Genomic DNA, 18,012 nt, shown 5'->3' with positions numbered 1-18,012 from the left:
TTCACTCCTCCTCATCCGATGTTCTGAAAAGCGGGGAACGTATTCAGCAGCCAGTTGGCGATCTCCACCATCTGGCCGGTCATGAAGAGAATACCGGTCAGCACCAGAATGCCCCCCATCGCCATTTCAATCTTGTGCATGTGCCGTTTGACGCGCGCCGCCCAGCCGAGAAAATGGGTGGCGAAGACCGCCGCCAGAAGGAAGGGCAGCCCGATGCCCAAGGAATAGACGGCCAGCAGCACCGCCCCGCGGCCGGCCGTCGCCTCCGCCCCCGCGACGAAGAGGATGGCCGCCAGCACCGGCCCGACGCAAGGCGTCCAGCCGAAGGCGAAGGCCAGGCCCATGACGTAGGCGCTGACGACGCCGGTGGGCTTGCGGTTCACCTGGACGCGCGCCTCGCGATAGAACAGCGCGATGCGGAAAACGCCCAGGAAGTGCAGCCCCATGATGATGATGATGGCGCCGGCGATGATCGACAGGACGTCGAAGTAGTGGGCGATCGACTGGCCGATGACGCTGGCCGTGGCGCCCAGGGCAACGAAGACCGTGGTGAAACCCAGGACGAAGCCGACGGCGGCCAGGATCAGCCGGCGGGTCGAGTCGGCCCCGCGCGCCTCGTTCTCAAGCTCGTCGAAGGTCAGGCCCGCCAGATAGGCCAGGTAAGGCGGCACGATCGGCAGAACGCAAGGGGAGACGAAGGAAATCAGACCGGCCAGAAAGGCGCCGCCGTAGGTGACGTCAAACATTCAGCGAAACTCTTGGAAAGCTGCCATAGTCTGTCGAAACTCCCCTCTTCCCCGGTCTGACCGCCGGGTTTGCAATACATGCATTAATTCATATATATTATAACTATTCAATCGGGATTCCACGCCGTTGCGACAAATGACTGCCTTTCGGTTCTGCCTCGCCCCGCTGATCCTGGCCGCCGCCCTGGCCGCGGGAGCCTTCGGGCTGCCCGCCGCCGTCTCCACGGCGGGGGCCGCCGAGCTGGTCATGCTGGAGCGCCCGGGCTGTGCCTGGTGCGCCCGCTGGAACCGCGAGATCGCCCCCATCTATCCGCTGACCGAAGAGGGCCGCCGCGCGCCGCTGCGCCGGGTCGACGTGACCCAGCCCTGGCCGGCGGACCTGGGGGACATCGCAGGCGACTTCTATACCCCCACCTTCATCGTGGTGGAGAACGGCGCGGAGGTCGCGCGGCTGCGCGGCTATCCGGGCGACAATTTCTTCTGGCCGCTGCTCGGCGAAATGCTGGGCAAGCTGCCGCCCGAGGCCGAGGTCGCGCCCGCGCGGGCGGATAGCAGCTAGGGTACGGCTCGTGTATAGTCGGCACCGGTCGCGGCAGAGACGCCGCGACGGCTGCCACAAGGGTTTTCGGGTCAGCAGTGCTTGCTGGACAGTGCGACGGAATTACAGATGGTCGACCTAACCTCCAATGCCGCCACCATGGACATCGATGTCCTCATGGACCAGGCGCGCAAGGCCGGCGACCTTCTCAAGGCGCTGTCCCACGAAAGCCGCCTGCTGATTCTCTGCATTCTGGTCGGCGGCGAGAGGTCGGTTTCCGAGCTCGAGGAAATCATGAACATGCCGCAGGCGGCGGTTTCGCAGCAGCTCGCCCGCCTGCGCTTCGACCGGCTGGTGAAGACGCGCCGCGAGGGGCGCATGGTCTACTACTCGATCGCCGACGACGAAGTCGCCCGCCTTGTGGAACTGCTCTACGAGTTCTTCTGCAAGCCGGCGCAGGAACAAAGCCGCGAAAAGTAAGCGGCCCGACGCCGGCGCCAGAACCCTGGCCGGCGTCAAACAGTGACCCCTCTGGCGCGAAGCGCGCGGAAGGGTCGAAACCAAGGGGAGGAGTCGATGCAGGACGTCGGCTGGCTGTTACCAATCGCCGGAGGACTTGCCGGGATCGTCATCGGCGCCGCCGCCCGGCGCGACCGCTTCTGCACGCTGGCGGCGCTGGAGCGCTTCTGGTACGCCAACGACAGCAGCGGCCTCAGGACCTGGATCCTGGCCGCGACAGTGGCGCTGATCGCCACCCAGGCCATGGCGCTGACCGGCCTCATCGACCTGCAGCGCAGCTTCTATCTCTCCTCGAACTTCGGCTGGACCGGCGCCATCCTGGGCGGCCTCGCCTTCGGCTTCGGCATGGCCCTGGTGGGCACCTGTGGCTTCGGCGCCCTGGTGCGCCTGGGCGGCGGCAGCCTGCGGTCCCTCGTTGTGCTGCTGGTGCTGGGCCTCTCGGCCCTGGCCGCCCAGCGCGGACTCATCGCCCAGGCCCGCGTCGCGGTCGTCGACAACCTGGCCGCCGACCTCAGCTTCGCCGGCGACCAGTCGCTGGGCAGCATCGCCTCGGCCCTGCTCGGCTTCGACGCACGTCTGGCCGTGGCCTTCGTCGTCGCCGGCCTGCTGCTGCTGTGGATCTTCTCTTCCGCCGACTACCGCCATCGCCTCGGCAACATCATCACCGGCGGCATCATCGGCCTGGGCGTCGCCTTCGGCTGGCTGGCCACGACCTGGGTCGCGCAGCGCGCCTTCGAACCGGTGCAGATAGAGGCCGGCTCCTTCGTCGTACCGGTGGGCGACACCCTCATCCAGTTCATCGCCTTCACCGGCGTGCTGCCGGACTACGGTGTCGGTCTGGTGGTGGGCGTCGGGCTGGGCGCGGCGCTGGTCGCCTGGCGCAAGAAGGACGTGCGCTGGGAGGCCTGCGACGACGCCCGCGAACTGGGCCGCCACATCGTCGGCGCCTTCCTGATGGGCACGGGCGGCGTCTTCGCCATGGGCTGTACCATCGGCCAGGGCGTTACCGCGGTTTCGGCCCTGGCGATTTCCGCCCCGGTCGTAATGCTCTCCATCGCCATCGGCGCGCGCCTCGGCCTCGCCTATCTGCTGGAAGGCTCGATCTGGAGCGTCTTCCGCATCACGCATCACGAGTCGGCGGAGTAGCGCCACCAACAGCCTTCATGGGAGCGGACTGCGCTGGGGCGGTCCGCGGAGAGGGATCACCACCATAAGAAGCGGCGGCCGCTCAGCCGCCCCAGCAAAGAGAGAGGAACAACGATCGTGAAAAGTATCCGACAGCTTGCCGCCTCCGGGGCCGTCGCCCTGGGTCTCCTCACCGCCGGCAGCACCGCCGCCAGCGCCCAGGACGAAGCCCTGGTCTCCTTTTCCGTGATGAAGCCTGAGATCGCCGTGAAGCTGGCCCAGGCCGCCATGGAAAGCTGCCGCGGCAAGGGCGCCCAGGTCGCCGTCGCCGTGGTCGACCGCTTCGGCAATCTGCAGATGATGCTGCGCGACCGCTTCGCCGGCGCCCACACGCCCGAAACCGCCCGCCGCAAGGCCTGGACCGCCGTCAGCTTCCGCAACGACACTCTGGCGCTCAGCGAGATCGCCAAGCCCGGCGCCGAGGCCTACGGCGCCAATTTCATCACCGAAGCGCTGATGCTGGGCGGCGGCGTGCCGGTCGAGGCGGCCGGCAGCATCGTCGGCGGCGTCGGCGTCTCCGGCGCACCGGGCGGCGACATAGATGACGCCTGCGCCCGTGACGGCATCGAGGCCGTGACCGCCGACCTGGCGTTCTGACGGCCCTTAGGCCGCTGAGGTTTTGCTCTCGGAGCCGAGGCCGCCGGTCTTCTCGATGAAGGCGGCGATCTCGGCGACGCCCTGCCCGCCCTTCACCTGGGCGAAGACGAAGGGCCGCGCGCCGCGCATCTTCTTGGCGTCGCGGTCCATCACCTCCAGGCTGGCGCCGACCAGCGGAGCCAGGTCGGTCTTGTTGATGACCAGCAGGTCGGAGCGGGTGATGCCCGGCCCGCCCTTGCGCGGGATCTTGTCGCCGGCCGAGACGTCGATCACGTAGATGGTGATGTCGGCCAGTTCCGGGCTGAAGGTAGCGGCCAGGTTGTCGCCGCCGGACTCGATCAGCACCAGGTCCAGGCCGGGGAAGCGCTCGCGCATCTCGGCGACGGCGGCGAGGTTGATGGAGGCGTCCTCGCGGATCGCCGTGTGCGGGCAGCCGCCGGTCTCCACCCCCATGATGCGTTCCGGCGGCAGAGCCCCCGAGCGGGTCAGGAACTCCGCGTCCTCACGGGTGTAGATGTCGTTGGTAATGGCGGCGATGTCGTAGCGCGCCGAAAGCACCTTGCAGAGCGCGTCCATCAGCGCCGTCTTGCCGGAGCCGACAGGTCCGCCGATACCGACGCGCAAGGGACCAGATGTGGTGGGTCCTGAAGCTGAAGCAGTCATGAGCGGAACAACCTCGTGTACTGGGTTTCGTGTTTCATCGCGGCGAGATCGGCCAGCAGCCCCGCGCCCCCCAGGTCGGCGAGCGGCGTGGTCAGCGCCATGGCGGCGGTCTCGGCCACGGCCGGCTCCAGGGCGGCGATCGCCTGCTGGCCGGCACGCTGGCCGAGCGGAATGAGGCGCACCCCGGCGGAGACCAGGTTGCCGGTGAAAGCGTGCAGATAGGCGTGCAGGCTGGGCTCCAGGCCAAGGCCATGCCCGGCCGCCGCCACCGCCACCACCACCGGGTAGGCCAGCGGGCCGTCCCAGGCCTCCAGGAAGCGCTCCAGCGCCGCGCAGGGCCAGGCGTCCAGGGTGGCCTCGGTGAAGGCGCGGCCCTGCGCCGTGGTCTCCAGATGCCGTTCGGCGGAGGCCGTGAAGGCGGCGCCCAGGGCGGCGACCTCCGCCAGTGCCGCCGGGCGTTCCGCCAGCCTGTGAGCGTAGTGGAAGAGAATGGCGTCGTTGCGCCCGGAGCCGTAGCGCAGCAGGTCCGCCAGCCAGATCTCCAGCGCGGCGGCGTCGGTGACGGTCCCCTCCTCCACCGCGTACTCCAGGCCGTGGGAGTAGCTGAAGGCGCCGACCGGGTAGCCCGGCGACAGCCAGGTCATCAGGCGGTAGAGCCCGGCGTGGTCCAGCGTCTCAGTCATGGCCGTGCCCCCCATGACCATGACCGTGGTCATGTGAGTGCGTGCGGCCCTGGCCGTAGGCGCCGCCCTCCGGATCGAAGGGCGCTTCGATGATCTGCGTGCGCGCGCCCATCTTCTGCAGCATGTCCAGGATGACGTGGTCCTCGCGGATGCGCAGGGCGTCGTTCAGGATCTGCGTCGGCAGGTGCCGGTTGCCCAGGTGCCAGGCGATGCGGACCAGGGGCAGGTCGTCGCCGGCGCGCACTTCGATGAGGCGCTCGGGCGCCGCCTTCACCGTAACGAAGCCGCCATCTTCCAGCAGCAGCCCGTCGCCGTCGGCCAGCGCCACAGCTTCGGGCAGGTCGAGCAGGAAGTCGAGGCCCGCCTCACCCTGCATGACGATACGCCGGCGGTGGCGGGCATCGAAGTCCAGCACCACGCAATCGCGCGCCGACCAGGGCTCGTAGCTCCCCGCCGGTATGACTTCGGTGGCGCGCAGCATCCCCAAGGCCTCCTCAGAACAGGAAGTAGCGCTGCGCCATGGGCAGCACTTCCGCCGGCTCGCAGGTAAGCAATTCCCCGTCGGCGCGCACTTCGTAGGTCTCGGGGTCGACTTCGATGGCCGGCGTGTAGTCGTTCAGCACCATGTCCTTCTTGGTCACGGTGCGGATGCCGGAGACCGGCAGCAGCTGACGATCGAGATCGAGCTGGCGGCCGACGTCGGCCTCCGCCGCCGCCTGGGAAACGAAGGTCACGGAGCTGGCCGTCATGGCCTTGCCGAAGCCGCCGAACATGGGACGGTAGTGCACCGGCTGCGGCGTCGGGATGGAGGCGTTGGGATCGCCCATGGCCGCGGCGGCGATGGTGCCGCACTTCAGGACCAAGTCCGGCTTCACGCCGAAGAACATCGGCTTCCACAGCACCAGGTCGGCCAGCTTGCCGACCTCGATGGAGCCCACCGCCCCGGCGATGCCGTGGGTGATCGCCGGGTTGATGGTGTACTTGGCGATGTAGCGCTTGACCCGGAAGTTGTCGTTGTCACCGCTTTCCTCCGGCAGACGGCCGCGCTGCTTCTTCATCTTGTCGGCGGTCTGCCAGGTGCGGATCAGCACCTCGCCGACCCGGCCCATGGCCTGGCTGTCGGAGGCGATCATCGAGAAGGCGCCGAGGTCGTGCAGAATGTCCTCGGCGGCGATGGTCTCGCGGCGGATGCGGCTCTCGGCGAAGGCCAGGTCCTCCGGGATCTTCGGGTCCAGGTGATGGCAGACCATCAGCATGTCGAGGTGTTCGTCCACCGTGTTCACCGTGAAGGGCCGCGTCGGGTTGGTCGAGGACGGCAGCACGTTCTGCTCGCCGCAGACCTTGATGATGTCCGGCGCGTGGCCGCCGCCGGCGCCTTCGGTGTGAAAGGCGTGGATGGTCCGCCCCTTGAAGGCGGCGATGGTGTTCTCGACGAAGCCCGACTCGTTCAGCGTATCGGTGTGGATGGCGACCCCGATGTCGGTCTCCTCGGCCACGGCCAGGCAGGTGTCGATGGCCGAGGGCGTGGTGCCCCAGTCCTCGTGCAGCTTCAGGGCGCAGGCCCCGGCGTGGATCTGTTCCAGCAGCGCCTCCGGCTTGGAGGCGTTGCCCTTGCCGAAGAAACCGAGGTTCATGGGAAAGCCTTCGGCAGCCTGCAGCATGCGGTGCATGTGCCAGGGCCCCGGCGTCGCCGTGGTGGCGTTGGTGCCCTCGGCGGGGCCGGTGCCGCCGCCCAGCATGGTGGTGACGCCGGAATAGAGCGCATCCTCCATCTGCTGCGGGCAGATCCAGTGGATGTGCGCGTCGATGCCGCCGGCGGTGAGGATGCGCCCCTCGCCCGCGATGGCTTCCGTGCCCGGGCCGACGATGATGTCGACGTCCGGCTGCACATCGGGATTGCCGGCCTTGCCGATGGCGGCGATGCGGCCGTCCTTCAGCCCCACGTCGGCCTTCACGATGCCCCAGGTGTCGACGATGAGGGCGTTGGTGATCACCGTGTCGACGGCGCCCTGGTGGCGACCGGCCTGGGACTGGCCCATGCCGTCGCGGATCACCTTGCCGCCGCCGAATTTCACTTCCTCGCCGTAGGTCGTGAAGTCCTTCTCGACCTCGATCACGAGGTCGGTGTCGGCCAGGCGCACCCGGTCGCCGGTGGTCGGGCCGTACATGGCGGCATAGGCGGCGCGGTCGATCTTCACAGCCATGTCCCTAGCCCTCCAGCTTGCCGTTGATCTCGGCGTTGAAGCCGTAGACTTCGCGGCCGCCGGCATAGGGGATCAGCGTCACCTCGCGGCTCTGGCCCGGCTCGAAGCGCACCGCCGTGCCGGCGGGAATGTCCAGGCGACAGCCGCGCGCCTTGTCGCGATCGAAGCTGAGCGCCCCGTTGGTCTCAAAGAAATGATAGTGGGAGCCGACCTGCACCGGGCGGTCGCCGGTGTTCTCCACCAGCAGGGTCACGGTCTCGCGCCCCGCGTTCAGCTCGATGTCGCCGGCGGCGACCATGATCTCTCCGGGAATCATTGTCTCGCCTCCTAGCGAATGGGCTGGTGCACGGTCACCAGCTTGGTGCCGTCGGGGAAGGTCGCCTCGACCTGGATCTCGTGGATCATCTCGGCGACGCCCTCCATGACCTGGTCGCGCGCCAGCACCGTGCCGCCGTCGCGCATGAGGTCGGCCACCGAGCGGCCGTCGCGCGCGCCCTCGACCACGTAGTCGGAGATGAGGGCAATGGCCTCCGGATAGTTCAATTTGCAGCCCCGTTCCAGGCGGTTGCGCGCCACCATCGCGGCCATGGCCACCAGCAGCTTGTCCTTCTCGCGCGGTGTCAGGTTCACGCCTTAACCTCCCTTACACACTCGTCTTTTCACTCTACACATGCCAGAGCCGCGGCAGCGCCGCCGGCAGCCCCGCCAGCCGCGCCCGCGCCGCCGCCCAGAAGGCGCCGTAGCTGCGCCGCACCGCCAGGGCCTCGCCCAGGAAGCGCCCGACAACGAGGCCGTTGACCGCCGTCAGGGCGTGCTGCGCCCCCGCCGGCTCTTCCGGCAGCAGCTCGCGCAGCGCCTCCAGCTGCGCCGCCGCGTCCTCGGCGGCATAGATGAGGCTGGCGAAGGCGGTGACGCCGCCCAGGCAGGCGGGCGAGGCCAGCGGCGCGGCCAGGTCGCCATCCGCATGCAGCGCATCGGCCCAGACCAGCTTGCCGCCGCGGCGGAGGCGCCAGCCGTCGTGAATGAGTCCGCGGCTCAAACGTTCGCCCGAGGCGCGGCGCCCGAAGACCAGGAACTCACCGGCCAGCACGCGGGCGCCGGGGGCGAGTTCGATGTTGGTGTCACGGCGCAGGCGGGCGCCGTCGAAGAGGATGGTTTCCTGGGGCAGCCATTCCAGCCAGGCCCCCGCCGACGCGCTCAGCCCCACGGTGATACGGCTGTCCGCGCCCAACGAGCGGTAGATCTTCTCCGCCGCCTGGGGGTAGACGCGCAGGGCGCTGCCCGCGCCGGCGGTGATCTCGATCCGCAGGCTGTCGCCGCCGACCACGCCGCCGGACGTCGTGATAAGGCTCGCCTCGAAGATGTCGCCGCGCCCCGGCTGCGGCAGTCGCAGGCTCAAGGGGTCGCGCTGGTGCAACTCGACCAGCCGGGTGATACCGTTGTCCGCGCGCACGCCCAGGGCCGCCTCCCCCGCGACGGCGGTGCGGCGCAGGGCGATCACTTCCGCCCCGGAGGCAGGCAGCGGCGCTTCAGACAGCGATGTAGCGACGGACATCCGCTTCAACCATTTCCTCGCCGCGGCCCGCGAGCACGATCTCGCCGCGGTCCATCACAGCATAGCTGTCCGCCAGGTCGCGGGCGAACTCGAAATACTGCTCCACCAGCAGGATGGCCATGTCGCCGCGCCGGGCGAGCAGCCGGATCACCCGCTCGATGTCCTTGATGATCGAGGGCTGGATGCCTTCGGTGGGCTCGTCCAGCACCAGCAGGCGCGGGCGCATGACCAGCGCCCGGGCGATGGCGAGCTGCTGCTGCTGGCCGCCGGAGAGGTCGCCGCCGCGGCGCTTCAGCATGTCCTTCAGCACCGGGAAGAGCTCGTAGATCTCCGCCTCCACATGGCGCCGGTCGCGCGGGATGGCGGCATAGCCGGTGCGCAGGTTCTCCTCCACCGTCAGCAGCGGAAAGATCTCGCGGCCCTGGGGCACGAAAGCTATGCCCCGGCGCGCGCGCTGATGGGGCGCCAGGCTGCCCAGCGTCTCCTCCTCCCAGACGATCGCGCCGCTCTTCACCGGCTGCTGGCCGCAGATCGCGCGCAGCAGGCTGGTCTTGCCGACGCCGTTGCGGCCCATGACGCAGGTCACCTCGCCCTTGGCCGCGTTCAGCGAGACGCCGCGCAGGGCCTGGCTGGCGCCGTAGAAAAGATCGATGTTCTGCACCTGCAGCATAGGTTCAGCGCCCCCTACCTAGCGCCCGAGATAAACTTCGATGACGTGCTGGTTGTTCTGCACGCTCTCCAACGAGCCTTCGGCCAGGACCGAGCCCTCGTGCAGCACCGTGACGTGGCAGTTCAGCGCCTTGATGAATTCCATGTCGTGCTCGACGACCACGACGGAGTGGTCGCGGGCGATCTCCTGCAGCATCTCCGCCGTCTTGGCGGTCTCGGCGTCGGTCATGCCGGCGGCCGGCTCGTCGACCAGCAGCAGTTCCGGGTCCTGCATCAGCAGCATGCCGATCTCCAGCCACTGCTTCTGGCCGTGGGACAGGTTTCCGGCCAGCCGGCCGACGTGATCCGTCAGCGCGATGCGCTCCAGCACCCGGCCGATGTGGTCGCGCTGCTCGCCGCTCAGCCGGGCGAAGAGGCCGGTGAAGACGTCCCGCCTGCCCTTCTGCGCCAGCTCCAGGTTGTTGAAGACGCTCTGGCTCTCGAAGACCGTCGGCTTCTGGAACTTGCGCCCGATGCCCAGGTTGGCGATGGCCGCCTCGTCCAGCTTGGTCAGGTCGATGCCGCCGTCGAAGAAGACCTCGCCGCTGTCGGGGCGCGTCTTGCCGGTGATGACGTCCATCATGGTGGTCTTGCCCGCGCCGTTGGGCCCGATGATGGCCCGCAGCTCCCCCTCCTTCACATAGAGGCTGAGGTTGTTCAGCGCCTTGAAGCCGTCGAAGCTGACGGTGACGCCGTCCATGTAGAGGATGGTGTCTGCCGCGGGATGGGGCGCGGCCGCCGGCTCCAGCGGTTCGGCCTCGGACTGGATCATAACTTCTCGCACCGGGGCTTCACTCACCGGGCATCTCCTGCACCTTCGCTTGAGCTTTCGGCTTGAAGCCCCCCGGGAGCCGCCCGCGCAGCTGATCCAGCGAGCCGACGATACCCTTGGGCAGCAGCACCGTGACGGCGATGAAGAGGCCGCCCAGGAAGAACAGCCAGATGTCCGGCGCCGCACCGGTCAGATAGGTCTTGGCGTAGTTCACCAGGATGGCGCCCAGGATGGCGCCGTGCAGGTAGCCGCGCCCGCCGACCGCCACCCAGATGACGATTTCGATGGAGTTGGCCGGGGAGAACTCGCTGGGGTTGATGATGCCGACCTGCGGGACATAGAGCGCCCCGGCGATGCCCGCCAGCATGGCCGAGACCGTGAAGACGAAGAGCTTGTAGTACTCGACCCGGTAGCCGAGGAAGCGGGTGCGGCTCTCGGCGTCACGGATGGCGATCAGCACGCGCCCGACCTTGGAGCCGATGATCCAGCGGCACAGCAGGTAGGCGAGGACCAGCATCACCGCCGTGGCGACGAAGAGCGCGGCGCGCGTGCCGTCGTCCTGCAGGTCGAAGCCCAGCAGGTCCTTGAAGTCGGTCAGGCCGTTGTTGCCGCCGAAGCCCATGTCGTTGCGGAAGAAGGCCAGCAGCAACGCGAAGGTCATGGCCTGAGTGATGATCGAGAGGTAGACGCCCGTCACCCGCGAGCGGAAGGCGAACCAGCCGAAGACCAGCGCCAGGAGACCCGGCACCAGCAGCACCATCAGCAGGGCGAAGGGAAAGGCGTCGAAGCCGTACCAGTACCAGGGCAGTTCCTTCCAGTTCAGGAAGACCATGAAGTCCGGCAGAATCGGGTTGCCGTAGACGCCGCGGTCGCCGATCTGGCGCATGAGGTACATGCCCATGGCGTAGCCGCCCAGCGCGAAGAAGGCGCCGTGGCCGAGCGAGAGAATGCCGCAGAAGCCCCAGATGAGGTCGACACTGAGCGCCAGCATGGCAAAGCAGAGGTACTTGCCGAGCAAGCTGACCACGTAGGTCGGCACGTGGAAGGCCGAACCCGGCGGCACCGAGAGGTTCAGCAGGGGCACCAGCACCGCGACCAGCAGCAGCACCGCCAGGGTGATCTTGGCGCCCAGCGGCGAGAGCAGGTGGTTGCGGTCATTCGACAAGATCATACGTCAGGACTCCAGGGCCCGGCCGCGCAGGGCGAAGAGGCCGCGCGGGCGCTTCTGGATGAAAAGGATGATGGCGACCAGGATGAAGATCTTGGCCAGCACCGCCCCGGCATAGGGTTCCAGGAACTTGTTCACCAGTCCCAGCGAGAAGGCGCCGACCAGCGTGCCCCAGAGGTTCCCCACCCCGCCGAAGACCACCACCATGAAGCTGTCGATGATGTAGCCCTGGCCCAGGTTGGGACTGACGTTGTCGATCTGGCTGAGCGCCACCCCGGCCATGCCGGCGATGCCCGAGCCCAGGCCGAAGGTCATGGCGTCGACCCAGCCGGTGCGGATGCCCATCGACGACGCCATGGGGCGGTTCTGAGTCACCGCGCGCATCTGCAGGCCGTAGCTCGAGCGCCGGATCAGCGCCATCAGCGCGGCGAAGACCAGCAGCGCGAAGAGAATGATCCAGATGCGGTTGTAGGTGAGGACCAGGCCGCCGGTGACCTCCCAGGCGCCACTCATCCAACTCGGGTTGCCGACCTCGCGGTTGGTCGGACCGAAGATCGTACGCACCGCCTGCTGCAGAATGAGGCTGAGTCCCCAGGTCGCCAGCAGGGTTTCCAGCGGGCGACCGTAGAGCCAGCGGATGATACCGCGCTCGATCCCGATGCCGATGACGCCGGTCACCACGAAGGCGATGGGCACCGCCACCAGCAGCGAATAGTCGAAAGCCCCGGGGAAGGAAGCACGGAACAACTCCTGGACCACGAAGGTGGTGTAGGCGCCCAGCATCACCATCTCGCCGTGGGCCATGTTGATGACCCCCATGACGCCGAAGGTGATGGCGAGCCCGATGGCGGCCAGCAGCAGCACCGAGCCCAGGCTGATTCCCTGGAAGATGTTGGCGATGAGGCTGGCGACCGCCAACCCTTCTTCGATCGACTTCAGCGCCGCCTCGGCGGCGGCGCGCACGGCGGCATCGGCCTCCGTGGGGTTGCCGTCGCCGTCGGTCACCAGGACACCGGCGGCCAGGGTGCGCACTTCCGGGTCGGTGAATTCGCCCAGCACCTGCAGGGCGGCGACGCGGGTCTCCGTATCCTCGGATTCGGCCAACTGGGTGGCGGCCAGGGCGCGACGCAGGCGCGCCTTCACCGTGGCGTCCGTTTCCTTGGCGATGGCCGCTTCCAGAGCCGGTATCATTTCGACCTGGGTGCTGCGGAAGACGGCGTCGGCCGCGCGGATACGCGCTGCCGGATCCTTGCTGCCCAGCGTCAGGGCGCCCAGGCTGCCCTTCACCAGTTGGCGCAGCTTGTTGTTGATCTTGATCTTGGAGACGTCGCGCTTGCCGACTTCCCCCAAGGCCTCGCCGGTCAGCGCGTCGATAATTCGGTAGCCACCATCGGAATCCTCGCCGATCACGATGCGGTCGTCTTGGTCGGCGATAAAGAGGTTACCCTCCAGGAAAGCCTCCAGGATCGGCACGGCGCGCTCGTCGCCCCCGGCGACAATGCGCTCCACCGCTTCACCCTTGGCGTTGTAGGATTTCTCCCGCAGGCCGTCGAGGTCGCCCTCCAGATCGGCCAGGGCCGCCGTCGGCAGCAGGAGGCCCAGGGCGAGAACCAGGCAACGCAGTGCACGGACCATGCGGGTGGGAAACATCGGATTCTCTATTCGGTAACGGGCTTGGTCAAAGAGGCATCGGGGGCGGGCCGCCAGAGCCCGCCCCCGCCACCGGGGTTACTGCTTCACGTACTTCGGTTCTTCGCAGTTGCCGCAGACCCAGGGAAAGGTCCAGTCGGCGGTCAGCTTGGCGCTTTCCGGGATGAAGTCGCTCCAGGCGTCGCCCACGACTTCCTTGTCGGTCGACCACACGGTCTCGATCATGCCGTCGTCCTGGATCTCACCGATCAGCACCGGCTTGGAGAGGTGATGGTTGGTGTTCATCACCGCCGTACCACCGGTCAGGTTCGGCACGGTCTGGCCGTACATCGCCTGGCGCACCGCGTCGACCTCGGTGGTGCCGGCCTGTTCAACCGCCTGGGTCCACATCTTGAAGCCGATGTAGGTGGCCTCCATGGGATCGTTGGTCACGCGCTTCTCGTCGCCGATGAAGGCATGCCAGGCCGTGATGAACTCGTCATTCACGTCGGCCTCGACGCTCATGAAGTAGTTCCAGGCGGCCAGGTGGCCGACCAGCGGGCCGGTGTCGAGGCCCGCAAGCTCTTCCTCACCCACGGAGAAAGCCACCACCGGGATGTCCTCGGCCTTGATGCCCTGGTTGCCCAGTTCCTTGTAGAAGGGAACGTTGGCATCGCCGTTGATGGTGGAGACCACCGCGGTCTTCTTACCCTGGGAAGCGAATTCCTTCACCTCGGCCACGATGGTCTGCCAGTCGGAGTGACCGAAGGGCGTGTAGTTCTCCATGATGTCGTCATCGGAGATACCCTTGGCGTTCAGGAAAGCACGCAGGATCTTGTTGGTGGTGCGCGGATAGACGTAGTCGGTGCCCAGCAGCACGAAACGCTCGGCGCCGCCGCCGTCTTCGCTCATCAGATACTCGACCGCCGGGATCGCCTGCTGATTCGGCGCCGCGCCGGTGTAGAAGACATTGCGCGAGCTTTCCTCGCCCTCGTACTGCACCGGGTAGAAGAGCAGGCCGTTCAGCTCCTCGAAGACCGGCAGCACGGACTTGCGCGAAACCGAGGTCCAGCAGCCGAAGACCACCGCGACCTCTTCCTTCTCGATCAGCTCACGCGCCTTTTCGGCGAACAGCGGCCAGTCGGAGGCCGGGTCCACGACCACGGCTTCAACCTGCTTGCCCAGCAGGCCGCCCTTCTTGTTGAGATCGTCGACCATCATCAGGACGGTGTCCTTCAGCGTGGTCTCGGAAATCGCCATGGTGCCCGACAGCGAGTGGAGCACCCCTACCTTGATGGTCTCGGCCGCCTGAGCCGCCGAGACGCCGGCGAGAGCAGCAGCAAAAGCCGCGGCGCTCATCGCCCCCCTGAGAACGGATTTCATTGTCTAATCTCCGCTAGACGTTGATGTTGCACCGCAAAAGTGTGAAGAAATTGACCGCAAACTGTCAAGTCTTATTCAAATAAAAATGCCACAGAGTCATAAATTGTTCTTGTTCTCACTTGCTTTCTGGAAATAGGCAAGCCCCGCGCAAGCTTAGTATTACTTGCGCGTTCTCGATCAAGCCAAGCGGCTCTAAATAAAGCCCAGTCGCCTGGACCGACTGCGGCATCAAGCGCGTTGACGCACTTGCCGACGCCGCGTATTGCCGAGGAGCGGGCTGCTGGTCAGTCCGCTAGAGGCTGATGTTGCACACCTGACGCCTCGGGCCCCTGGGTGCCTGCGCGCACCCGGGGGCTTCAGCCTCAAGGCTTCCCCGGCGATCCCTAGTGTTCTCCCCCTGCTTCCCTTTCCCTCAAAATCTCGACCATTTCCTTGAGGCCTACGTCGCGCCGGCTGCGCAGCGAGACGTAGACAAAGATCATGTCGGCACGCTCTCGGACCATGTTGGCCGGGAACGGCAGGTAGACGAGCTCCTCAGCGTTGAAGGCCGGCGAGGCGGTGCCGACCTGGTAGGCGTAGCGCAGCTCCACATCGACCAGGCGCAGCACCTCCCCCTCGGACCCATGCAGATGCGAGGGGATGCGCGCCATGCGCAGGAAACTCGGCTTATCCTCGGCGGCCTCGAAACCTTCCATCAGCGCGTCGGCCAGCAGGCTGTCGTCGTCGCGCGTCTGCCCCGGCGCCGCCGCGTGGGGGTCGGCGTGGGGGTGCGAGTGCAGGTGCTGGTGCTCGGGCGGATGGTTGTGCCCCTGCGCATGGCCATGCCCGTGATCATGGGAGTGGCGGGCGCTCATGCCGCGCCTCCCGCGGTGAAGTCCACCGGCTTGTCGATGATCGACTTGTGTGCGCCCAGCTTGTTGTGCGCCACCAGGGTGCCCAGCACGTCGACCATGACGCGGGTGGCGAAGAGCGAGGTGATGTCGGAAGTGTCGTAGGGTGGCGAGACTTCCACCACCTCCATGCCGCAGATACCCTCGGCGGCCACCTTGCTGACCAGGCTCAGTGCCTCGCGCGGCAGGAAGCCGCCGGGCTCCGGCCAGCCGGTGCCGGGCACGAAGCCGCAGTCGACGGAATCGATGTCGAAGCTGAGGTAGACCGCGTCGACGCCGTCCCAGGCGGTCTCCAGCGCGATCTCGGCCACCTTGTCGATGCCCAGGCGCTCTACGTCAGACATGGAAATGATAGTGGTGTCGCGCTTCCTCGCCTCGACCACCGCCTCGCGGGGGACCTGCCAGCCGCCGATGCCGATCTGCACCAGGTTCTTGGCCGGCACGTTGTCCAGGTTGGTGGCGTGGAACCACGGCGTGGTGTGCATGCGCTCGTCCAGGTCCTTTTCCTGGATGTCGGCATGGCGGTCGAAGTGAATGATGCCGATCTTCTTGGAGGTGCACTGAGCGATGCCGCGCACGGTCGCAAATCCGATGGAGTGGTCGCCGCCCATGATCATCGGCAGGGCACCGGAGGAGAAGACATGCCCCACGGCCCGCGAGATCTGGTCGAAGGTCTTCTCGATGTTGGCCGGGATGGTGAAGACGTCACCCACATCGCAGAGCGTCATCTGCTCGCGCAGGTCGACGCCCATATCGTAGTTGTAAGGCGTGTAGAGCGCCGAGATGCGGCGGATACCCTGCGGTCCGAAGCGCGTGCCCGGACGATAGGTGGTGCCGCCGTCGAAGGGCACGCCCATGACCGCCGCGTCGTAGTTCCCGACCTCCGCCACGTCTTCGGTATAGGGCGCCTTCAGGAAGGTGTTGATGCCGGCGTAGTGCGGCAGCTCGCCCCGGGCGAAAGTGGAGATCCCGCGGTCCTCGATACTGTCGGCGGCGGCCAGGCCGACGCGCAAGGCCCACTGGCGCTCCTTGCGCCAGCCGTCCTCCGGCAGATCCGCTTCCTTCAGCGCAGAACGCCAGCCCTGCAGCTGCATCTTGTCGAAGTCCGGGTGGTGATGGCGGCGGCGTTCCAGCGGGGCGGCCTCGCCACCGGCGATGCGGCTGGTGCGGCGGCTGATGTCACGGGAGAGCATTGAGGGGTCCTTCGTTCCTTGAGGGTTCTTTGTTCAAAGCCTCGGCCTTGGCTTCCAATTCCGGCGGCAGCACGTCGCGGCGGTCGATCGGCAGGTCGTAGGTGATGGTGGCGCCGTAGGCCTCGGGCGCTTGCGGGTCCCAGCGCAGCTTGTCAAAGACCAGCAGCCGGGTACCCAGCTTGAAGCCTTCCTTCAGGTCGTGGGTGACCATGAAGATGGTCATCTTCTCCTCCTCCCAGAGAGAAAGGATGATTTCGTGCATGGTCTGCCGGGTGCCGGGGTCCAGCGCGCCGAAGGGCTCGTCGAGCAGCAGCACCTTGGGCTTGGGGATGAGCGCCTGGGCGATGGCGAGGCGCTGCTGCATGCCGCCGGACAGGGTCTTGGGATAGGCGTCGCGCACGTGCGACAGTCCGACACGCTCCAGCAGGTGGGCCGCCTCTTCCTTGGCACGACGGCGCCGCGCGCCGAAGAAGCGGCCGCAGAAGGCGGAGGCCTCCAGTTCCATCGGCAGGATCACGTTCTCGATTACCGACAGGTGCGGAAAGACGGAGTAGCGCTGGAACACCACGCCGCGATCGGCCTGCGGCTCCTTGGCGATGGGAGCGCCGTCGATGCGGATCTCGCCGCCGCTGGGCTGCTCCTCGCTCAGCAGCAGGCGCAGGAAGGTCGACTTGCCGCAACCGCTGGCGCCGACAATGGAACAGAACTCCTGCTGCGCGACCTCCAGGTTCACCCGCTCAAGCACCGTGAAGTCGCCGTAGCGGACCGACAGGTTGCGAACGGAGATGAGGCTCATAGCCCGCGCTCCCCCGGCTGCCAGTCGAAGGCGCGGTCCGACAGGTGGCGCAGCGCCCAGTCGATCATGAAGGCCAGCAGCGTAATCCAGGCGACATAGGGCAGGATCACGTCCATCGCCAGGTAGCGGCGCACCAGGAAGATGCGGTAGCCGAGCCCCTCGGTCGCGGCGATTGCCTCGCTGGAGATGAGGAACAGCCAGGCCGGGCCCAGCGACAGGCGCAGGGCGCTGACCAGACGCGGCAGGGTCTGCGGCAGGACCACGCGAGTGACGATCTGCCAGGTGGAGGCGCCCAGCGTTTGCGCCTTCACCAGTTGCTCGCGCGGCAGGGTGGCGACCGACATCGAGAGGTCGCGGACCATGAAGGGCGTCACGCCGATGACGATCAGCATCACCTTGGCGACCTCGCCCAGCCCGAAAACGATGAAGAGGATCGGCAGGATCGCCAGCGGTGGCACCATGGACAGCACGGCCACGACCGGCGCGAAGGCCGAGCGCGCGAGCGGCAGCAGGCCGATTGCCACCCCGGCGACCAAGCCGAAGCCGGTCGCCACCGAGAGGCCGATGCCCAGTCGCAGCAGGCTTGCGAGCGTGTCGTCCCATAGGATGTAGGTCCCCTTGCGCGGGTCCGGCTGGAAGGCGAGGCGGTTGATCGCGTCGACGAAGCTCTGCACCGAGGGCAGCAGCTTGTCGTTCGGGTTCACCGCCAGGCGCGCGTCGGAGGCCATGAGGTAGGCGGCGGCCAGGAGAATGAAGGGCAAAGCGCCGAGCAGGACCTGCCCT

At 67.3% G+C, this 18,012-nt stretch carries 21 protein-coding genes; 4 read left to right on the top strand and 17 right to left on the bottom strand.

What is annotated here, in order from left to right:
* Window positions 1–11 precede the first annotated feature (11 nt).
* Entirely contained in the window at window positions 12–746 is a 735-nt protein-coding gene (locus H7X47_RS12415; RefSeq protein ID WP_193369006.1) for a cytochrome c biogenesis CcdA family protein, read from the bottom strand.
* A gap of 136 nt (window positions 747–882) precedes the next feature.
* Here H7X47_RS12415 and H7X47_RS12410 point away from each other — a divergent pair, with 136 nt between their 5' ends.
* The 4 genes from H7X47_RS12410 (at window position 883) to H7X47_RS12395 (ending at window position 3,585) form a co-directional block, all read left to right on the top strand.
* On the top strand, window positions 883–1,305 hold the full coding sequence (locus H7X47_RS12410) for a thioredoxin family protein (RefSeq protein WP_322096479.1): 423 nt from the start codon (window positions 883–885) through the stop codon (window positions 1,303–1,305).
* A 108-nt stretch (window positions 1,306–1,413) separates the two neighbouring features.
* Window positions 1,414–1,764 (top strand): ArsR/SmtB family transcription factor, encoded by a 351-nt coding sequence (locus H7X47_RS12405; protein ID WP_193369005.1) that lies wholly within the window; start codon window positions 1,414–1,416, stop codon window positions 1,762–1,764.
* A gap of 96 nt (window positions 1,765–1,860) precedes the next feature.
* Window positions 1,861–2,949: a YeeE/YedE family protein gene (locus H7X47_RS12400; protein ID WP_193369004.1), complete on the top strand. Its 1,089-nt coding sequence runs from the start codon at window positions 1,861–1,863 to the stop codon at window positions 2,947–2,949.
* Window positions 2,950–3,066: 117 nt separating this feature from the next.
* Window positions 3,067–3,585 (top strand): GlcG/HbpS family heme-binding protein, encoded by a 519-nt coding sequence (locus H7X47_RS12395; RefSeq protein ID WP_193369003.1) that lies wholly within the window; start codon window positions 3,067–3,069, stop codon window positions 3,583–3,585.
* Window positions 3,586–3,591: 6 nt separating this feature from the next.
* Here H7X47_RS12395 and ureG read toward each other — a convergent pair whose 3' ends face one another.
* The 16 genes from ureG to H7X47_RS12315 all read right to left on the bottom strand — a co-directional run bounded on the left by ureG (window position 3,592) and on the right by H7X47_RS12315 (window position 17,990).
* Window positions 3,592–4,248, bottom strand: a complete 657-nt coding sequence (gene ureG / locus H7X47_RS12390) for an urease accessory protein UreG (protein WP_193369002.1) — start codon at window positions 4,246–4,248, stop codon at window positions 3,592–3,594.
* Window positions 4,245–4,931 (bottom strand): urease accessory protein UreF, encoded by a 687-nt coding sequence (locus tag H7X47_RS12385; RefSeq protein WP_227010431.1) that lies wholly within the window; start codon window positions 4,929–4,931, stop codon window positions 4,245–4,247. The genes ureG and H7X47_RS12385 overlap by 4 nt, the downstream gene beginning before the upstream one ends.
* Window positions 4,924–5,412 (bottom strand): urease accessory protein UreE, encoded by a 489-nt coding sequence (locus H7X47_RS12380; RefSeq protein WP_193369000.1) that lies wholly within the window; start codon window positions 5,410–5,412, stop codon window positions 4,924–4,926. The genes H7X47_RS12385 and H7X47_RS12380 overlap by 8 nt, the downstream gene beginning before the upstream one ends.
* 13 nt (window positions 5,413–5,425) lie before the next feature.
* Window positions 5,426–7,135, bottom strand: a complete 1,710-nt coding sequence (ureC, locus tag H7X47_RS12375; RefSeq protein WP_193368999.1) for an urease subunit alpha — start codon at window positions 7,133–7,135, stop codon at window positions 5,426–5,428.
* A gap of 4 nt (window positions 7,136–7,139) precedes the next feature.
* Window positions 7,140–7,451 carry an urease subunit beta gene (locus H7X47_RS12370; RefSeq protein WP_193368998.1) on the bottom strand — a complete coding sequence of 104 codons (312 nt, stop codon included), beginning with the start codon at window positions 7,449–7,451 and terminating at the stop codon, window positions 7,140–7,142.
* A gap of 11 nt (window positions 7,452–7,462) precedes the next feature.
* The gene (locus tag H7X47_RS12365) at window positions 7,463–7,765 is read right to left on the bottom strand and encodes an urease subunit gamma (protein WP_193368997.1); all 303 of its coding nucleotides are present in this window, start codon (window positions 7,763–7,765) and stop codon (window positions 7,463–7,465) included.
* Window positions 7,766–7,799: 34 nt separating this feature from the next.
* Window positions 7,800–8,690: an urease accessory protein UreD gene (locus tag H7X47_RS12360; protein WP_193368996.1), complete on the bottom strand. Its 891-nt coding sequence runs from the start codon at window positions 8,688–8,690 to the stop codon at window positions 7,800–7,802.
* Window positions 8,665–9,360: an urea ABC transporter ATP-binding subunit UrtE gene (gene urtE / locus H7X47_RS12355; RefSeq protein ID WP_193368995.1), complete on the bottom strand. Its 696-nt coding sequence runs from the start codon at window positions 9,358–9,360 to the stop codon at window positions 8,665–8,667. The genes H7X47_RS12360 and urtE overlap by 26 nt, the downstream gene beginning before the upstream one ends.
* Before the next feature lie 18 nt (window positions 9,361–9,378).
* The gene (gene urtD, locus H7X47_RS12350) at window positions 9,379–10,170 is read right to left on the bottom strand and encodes an urea ABC transporter ATP-binding protein UrtD (protein ID WP_193369336.1); all 792 of its coding nucleotides are present in this window, start codon (window positions 10,168–10,170) and stop codon (window positions 9,379–9,381) included.
* Window positions 10,171–10,189: 19 nt separating this feature from the next.
* Complete coding sequence (gene urtC / locus H7X47_RS12345) at window positions 10,190–11,341, bottom strand: urea ABC transporter permease subunit UrtC (RefSeq protein ID WP_193368994.1); 1,152 nt, start codon at window positions 11,339–11,341, stop codon at window positions 10,190–10,192.
* 3 nt (window positions 11,342–11,344) lie between these two features.
* Complete coding sequence (gene urtB, locus H7X47_RS12340) at window positions 11,345–12,988, bottom strand: urea ABC transporter permease subunit UrtB (protein WP_227010430.1); 1,644 nt, start codon at window positions 12,986–12,988, stop codon at window positions 11,345–11,347.
* 78 nt (window positions 12,989–13,066) lie between these two features.
* The gene (urtA, locus tag H7X47_RS12335) at window positions 13,067–14,326 is read right to left on the bottom strand and encodes an urea ABC transporter substrate-binding protein (RefSeq protein ID WP_227010468.1); all 1,260 of its coding nucleotides are present in this window, start codon (window positions 14,324–14,326) and stop codon (window positions 13,067–13,069) included.
* Window positions 14,327–14,733: 407 nt separating this feature from the next.
* Complete coding sequence (locus H7X47_RS12330; RefSeq protein WP_193368992.1) at window positions 14,734–15,204, bottom strand: hypothetical protein; 471 nt, start codon at window positions 15,202–15,204, stop codon at window positions 14,734–14,736.
* Window positions 15,201–16,433, bottom strand: a complete 1,233-nt coding sequence (locus tag H7X47_RS12325; protein ID WP_193368991.1) for an agmatinase family protein — start codon at window positions 16,431–16,433, stop codon at window positions 15,201–15,203. Before H7X47_RS12325 ends, H7X47_RS12330 begins: the two co-directional genes overlap by 4 nt.
* Window positions 16,420–17,229 carry an ABC transporter ATP-binding protein gene (locus H7X47_RS12320; protein ID WP_193368990.1) on the bottom strand — a complete coding sequence of 270 codons (810 nt, stop codon included), beginning with the start codon at window positions 17,227–17,229 and terminating at the stop codon, window positions 16,420–16,422. Before H7X47_RS12320 ends, H7X47_RS12325 begins: the two co-directional genes overlap by 14 nt.
* Window positions 17,226–17,990: an ABC transporter permease gene (locus H7X47_RS12315; RefSeq protein WP_322096478.1), complete on the bottom strand. Its 765-nt coding sequence runs from the start codon at window positions 17,988–17,990 to the stop codon at window positions 17,226–17,228. Before H7X47_RS12315 ends, H7X47_RS12320 begins: the two co-directional genes overlap by 4 nt.
* Between the last annotated feature and the right edge of the window lie 22 nt (window positions 17,991–18,012).

The organism is Pelagibius marinus, from assembly GCF_014925385.1.
Taxonomy (GTDB): domain Bacteria; phylum Pseudomonadota; class Alphaproteobacteria; order Kiloniellales; family Kiloniellaceae; genus Pelagibius; species Pelagibius marinus.
The sequence above is the reverse complement of the archived record's forward strand: the minus strand, read 5'-3'. Positions and strand labels throughout refer to the sequence as shown.

Coding starts and splice junctions, on each gene's coding strand:
- H7X47_RS12415 (WP_193369006.1), bottom strand. CDS start 746: ATGTTTGACGTCACCTACGGCGGCGCCTTTCTGGCCGGTCTGATTTCC.
- H7X47_RS12410 (WP_322096479.1), top strand. CDS start 883: ATGACTGCCTTTCGGTTCTGCCTCGCCCCGCTGATCCTGGCCGCCGCC.
- H7X47_RS12405 (WP_193369005.1), top strand. CDS start 1,414: ATGGTCGACCTAACCTCCAATGCCGCCACCATGGACATCGATGTCCTC.
- H7X47_RS12400 (WP_193369004.1), top strand. CDS start 1,861: ATGCAGGACGTCGGCTGGCTGTTACCAATCGCCGGAGGACTTGCCGGG.
- ureG (WP_193369002.1), bottom strand. CDS start 4,248: ATGACTGCTTCAGCTTCAGGACCCACCACATCTGGTCCCTTGCGCGTC.
- H7X47_RS12385 (WP_227010431.1), bottom strand. CDS start 4,931: ATGACTGAGACGCTGGACCACGCCGGGCTCTACCGCCTGATGACCTGG.
- H7X47_RS12380 (WP_193369000.1), bottom strand. CDS start 5,412: ATGCTGCGCGCCACCGAAGTCATACCGGCGGGGAGCTACGAGCCCTGG.
- ureC (WP_193368999.1), bottom strand. CDS start 7,135: ATGGCTGTGAAGATCGACCGCGCCGCCTATGCCGCCATGTACGGCCCG.
- H7X47_RS12370 (WP_193368998.1), bottom strand. CDS start 7,451: ATGATTCCCGGAGAGATCATGGTCGCCGCCGGCGACATCGAGCTGAAC.
- H7X47_RS12360 (WP_193368996.1), bottom strand. CDS start 8,690: ATGTCCGTCGCTACATCGCTGTCTGAAGCGCCGCTGCCTGCCTCCGGG.
- urtE (WP_193368995.1), bottom strand. CDS start 9,360: ATGCTGCAGGTGCAGAACATCGATCTTTTCTACGGCGCCAGCCAGGCC.
- urtD (WP_193369336.1), bottom strand. CDS start 10,170: ATGATCCAGTCCGAGGCCGAACCGCTGGAGCCGGCGGCCGCGCCCCAT.
- urtC (WP_193368994.1), bottom strand. CDS start 11,341: ATGATCTTGTCGAATGACCGCAACCACCTGCTCTCGCCGCTGGGCGCC.
- urtB (WP_227010430.1), bottom strand. CDS start 12,988: ATGTTTCCCACCCGCATGGTCCGTGCACTGCGTTGCCTGGTTCTCGCC.
- urtA (WP_227010468.1), bottom strand. CDS start 14,326: ATGAGCGCCGCGGCTTTTGCTGCTGCTCTCGCCGGCGTCTCGGCGGCT.
- H7X47_RS12330 (WP_193368992.1), bottom strand. CDS start 15,204: ATGAGCGCCCGCCACTCCCATGATCACGGGCATGGCCATGCGCAGGGG.
- H7X47_RS12325 (WP_193368991.1), bottom strand. CDS start 16,433: ATGCTCTCCCGTGACATCAGCCGCCGCACCAGCCGCATCGCCGGTGGC.
- H7X47_RS12320 (WP_193368990.1), bottom strand. CDS start 17,229: ATGAGCCTCATCTCCGTTCGCAACCTGTCGGTCCGCTACGGCGACTTC.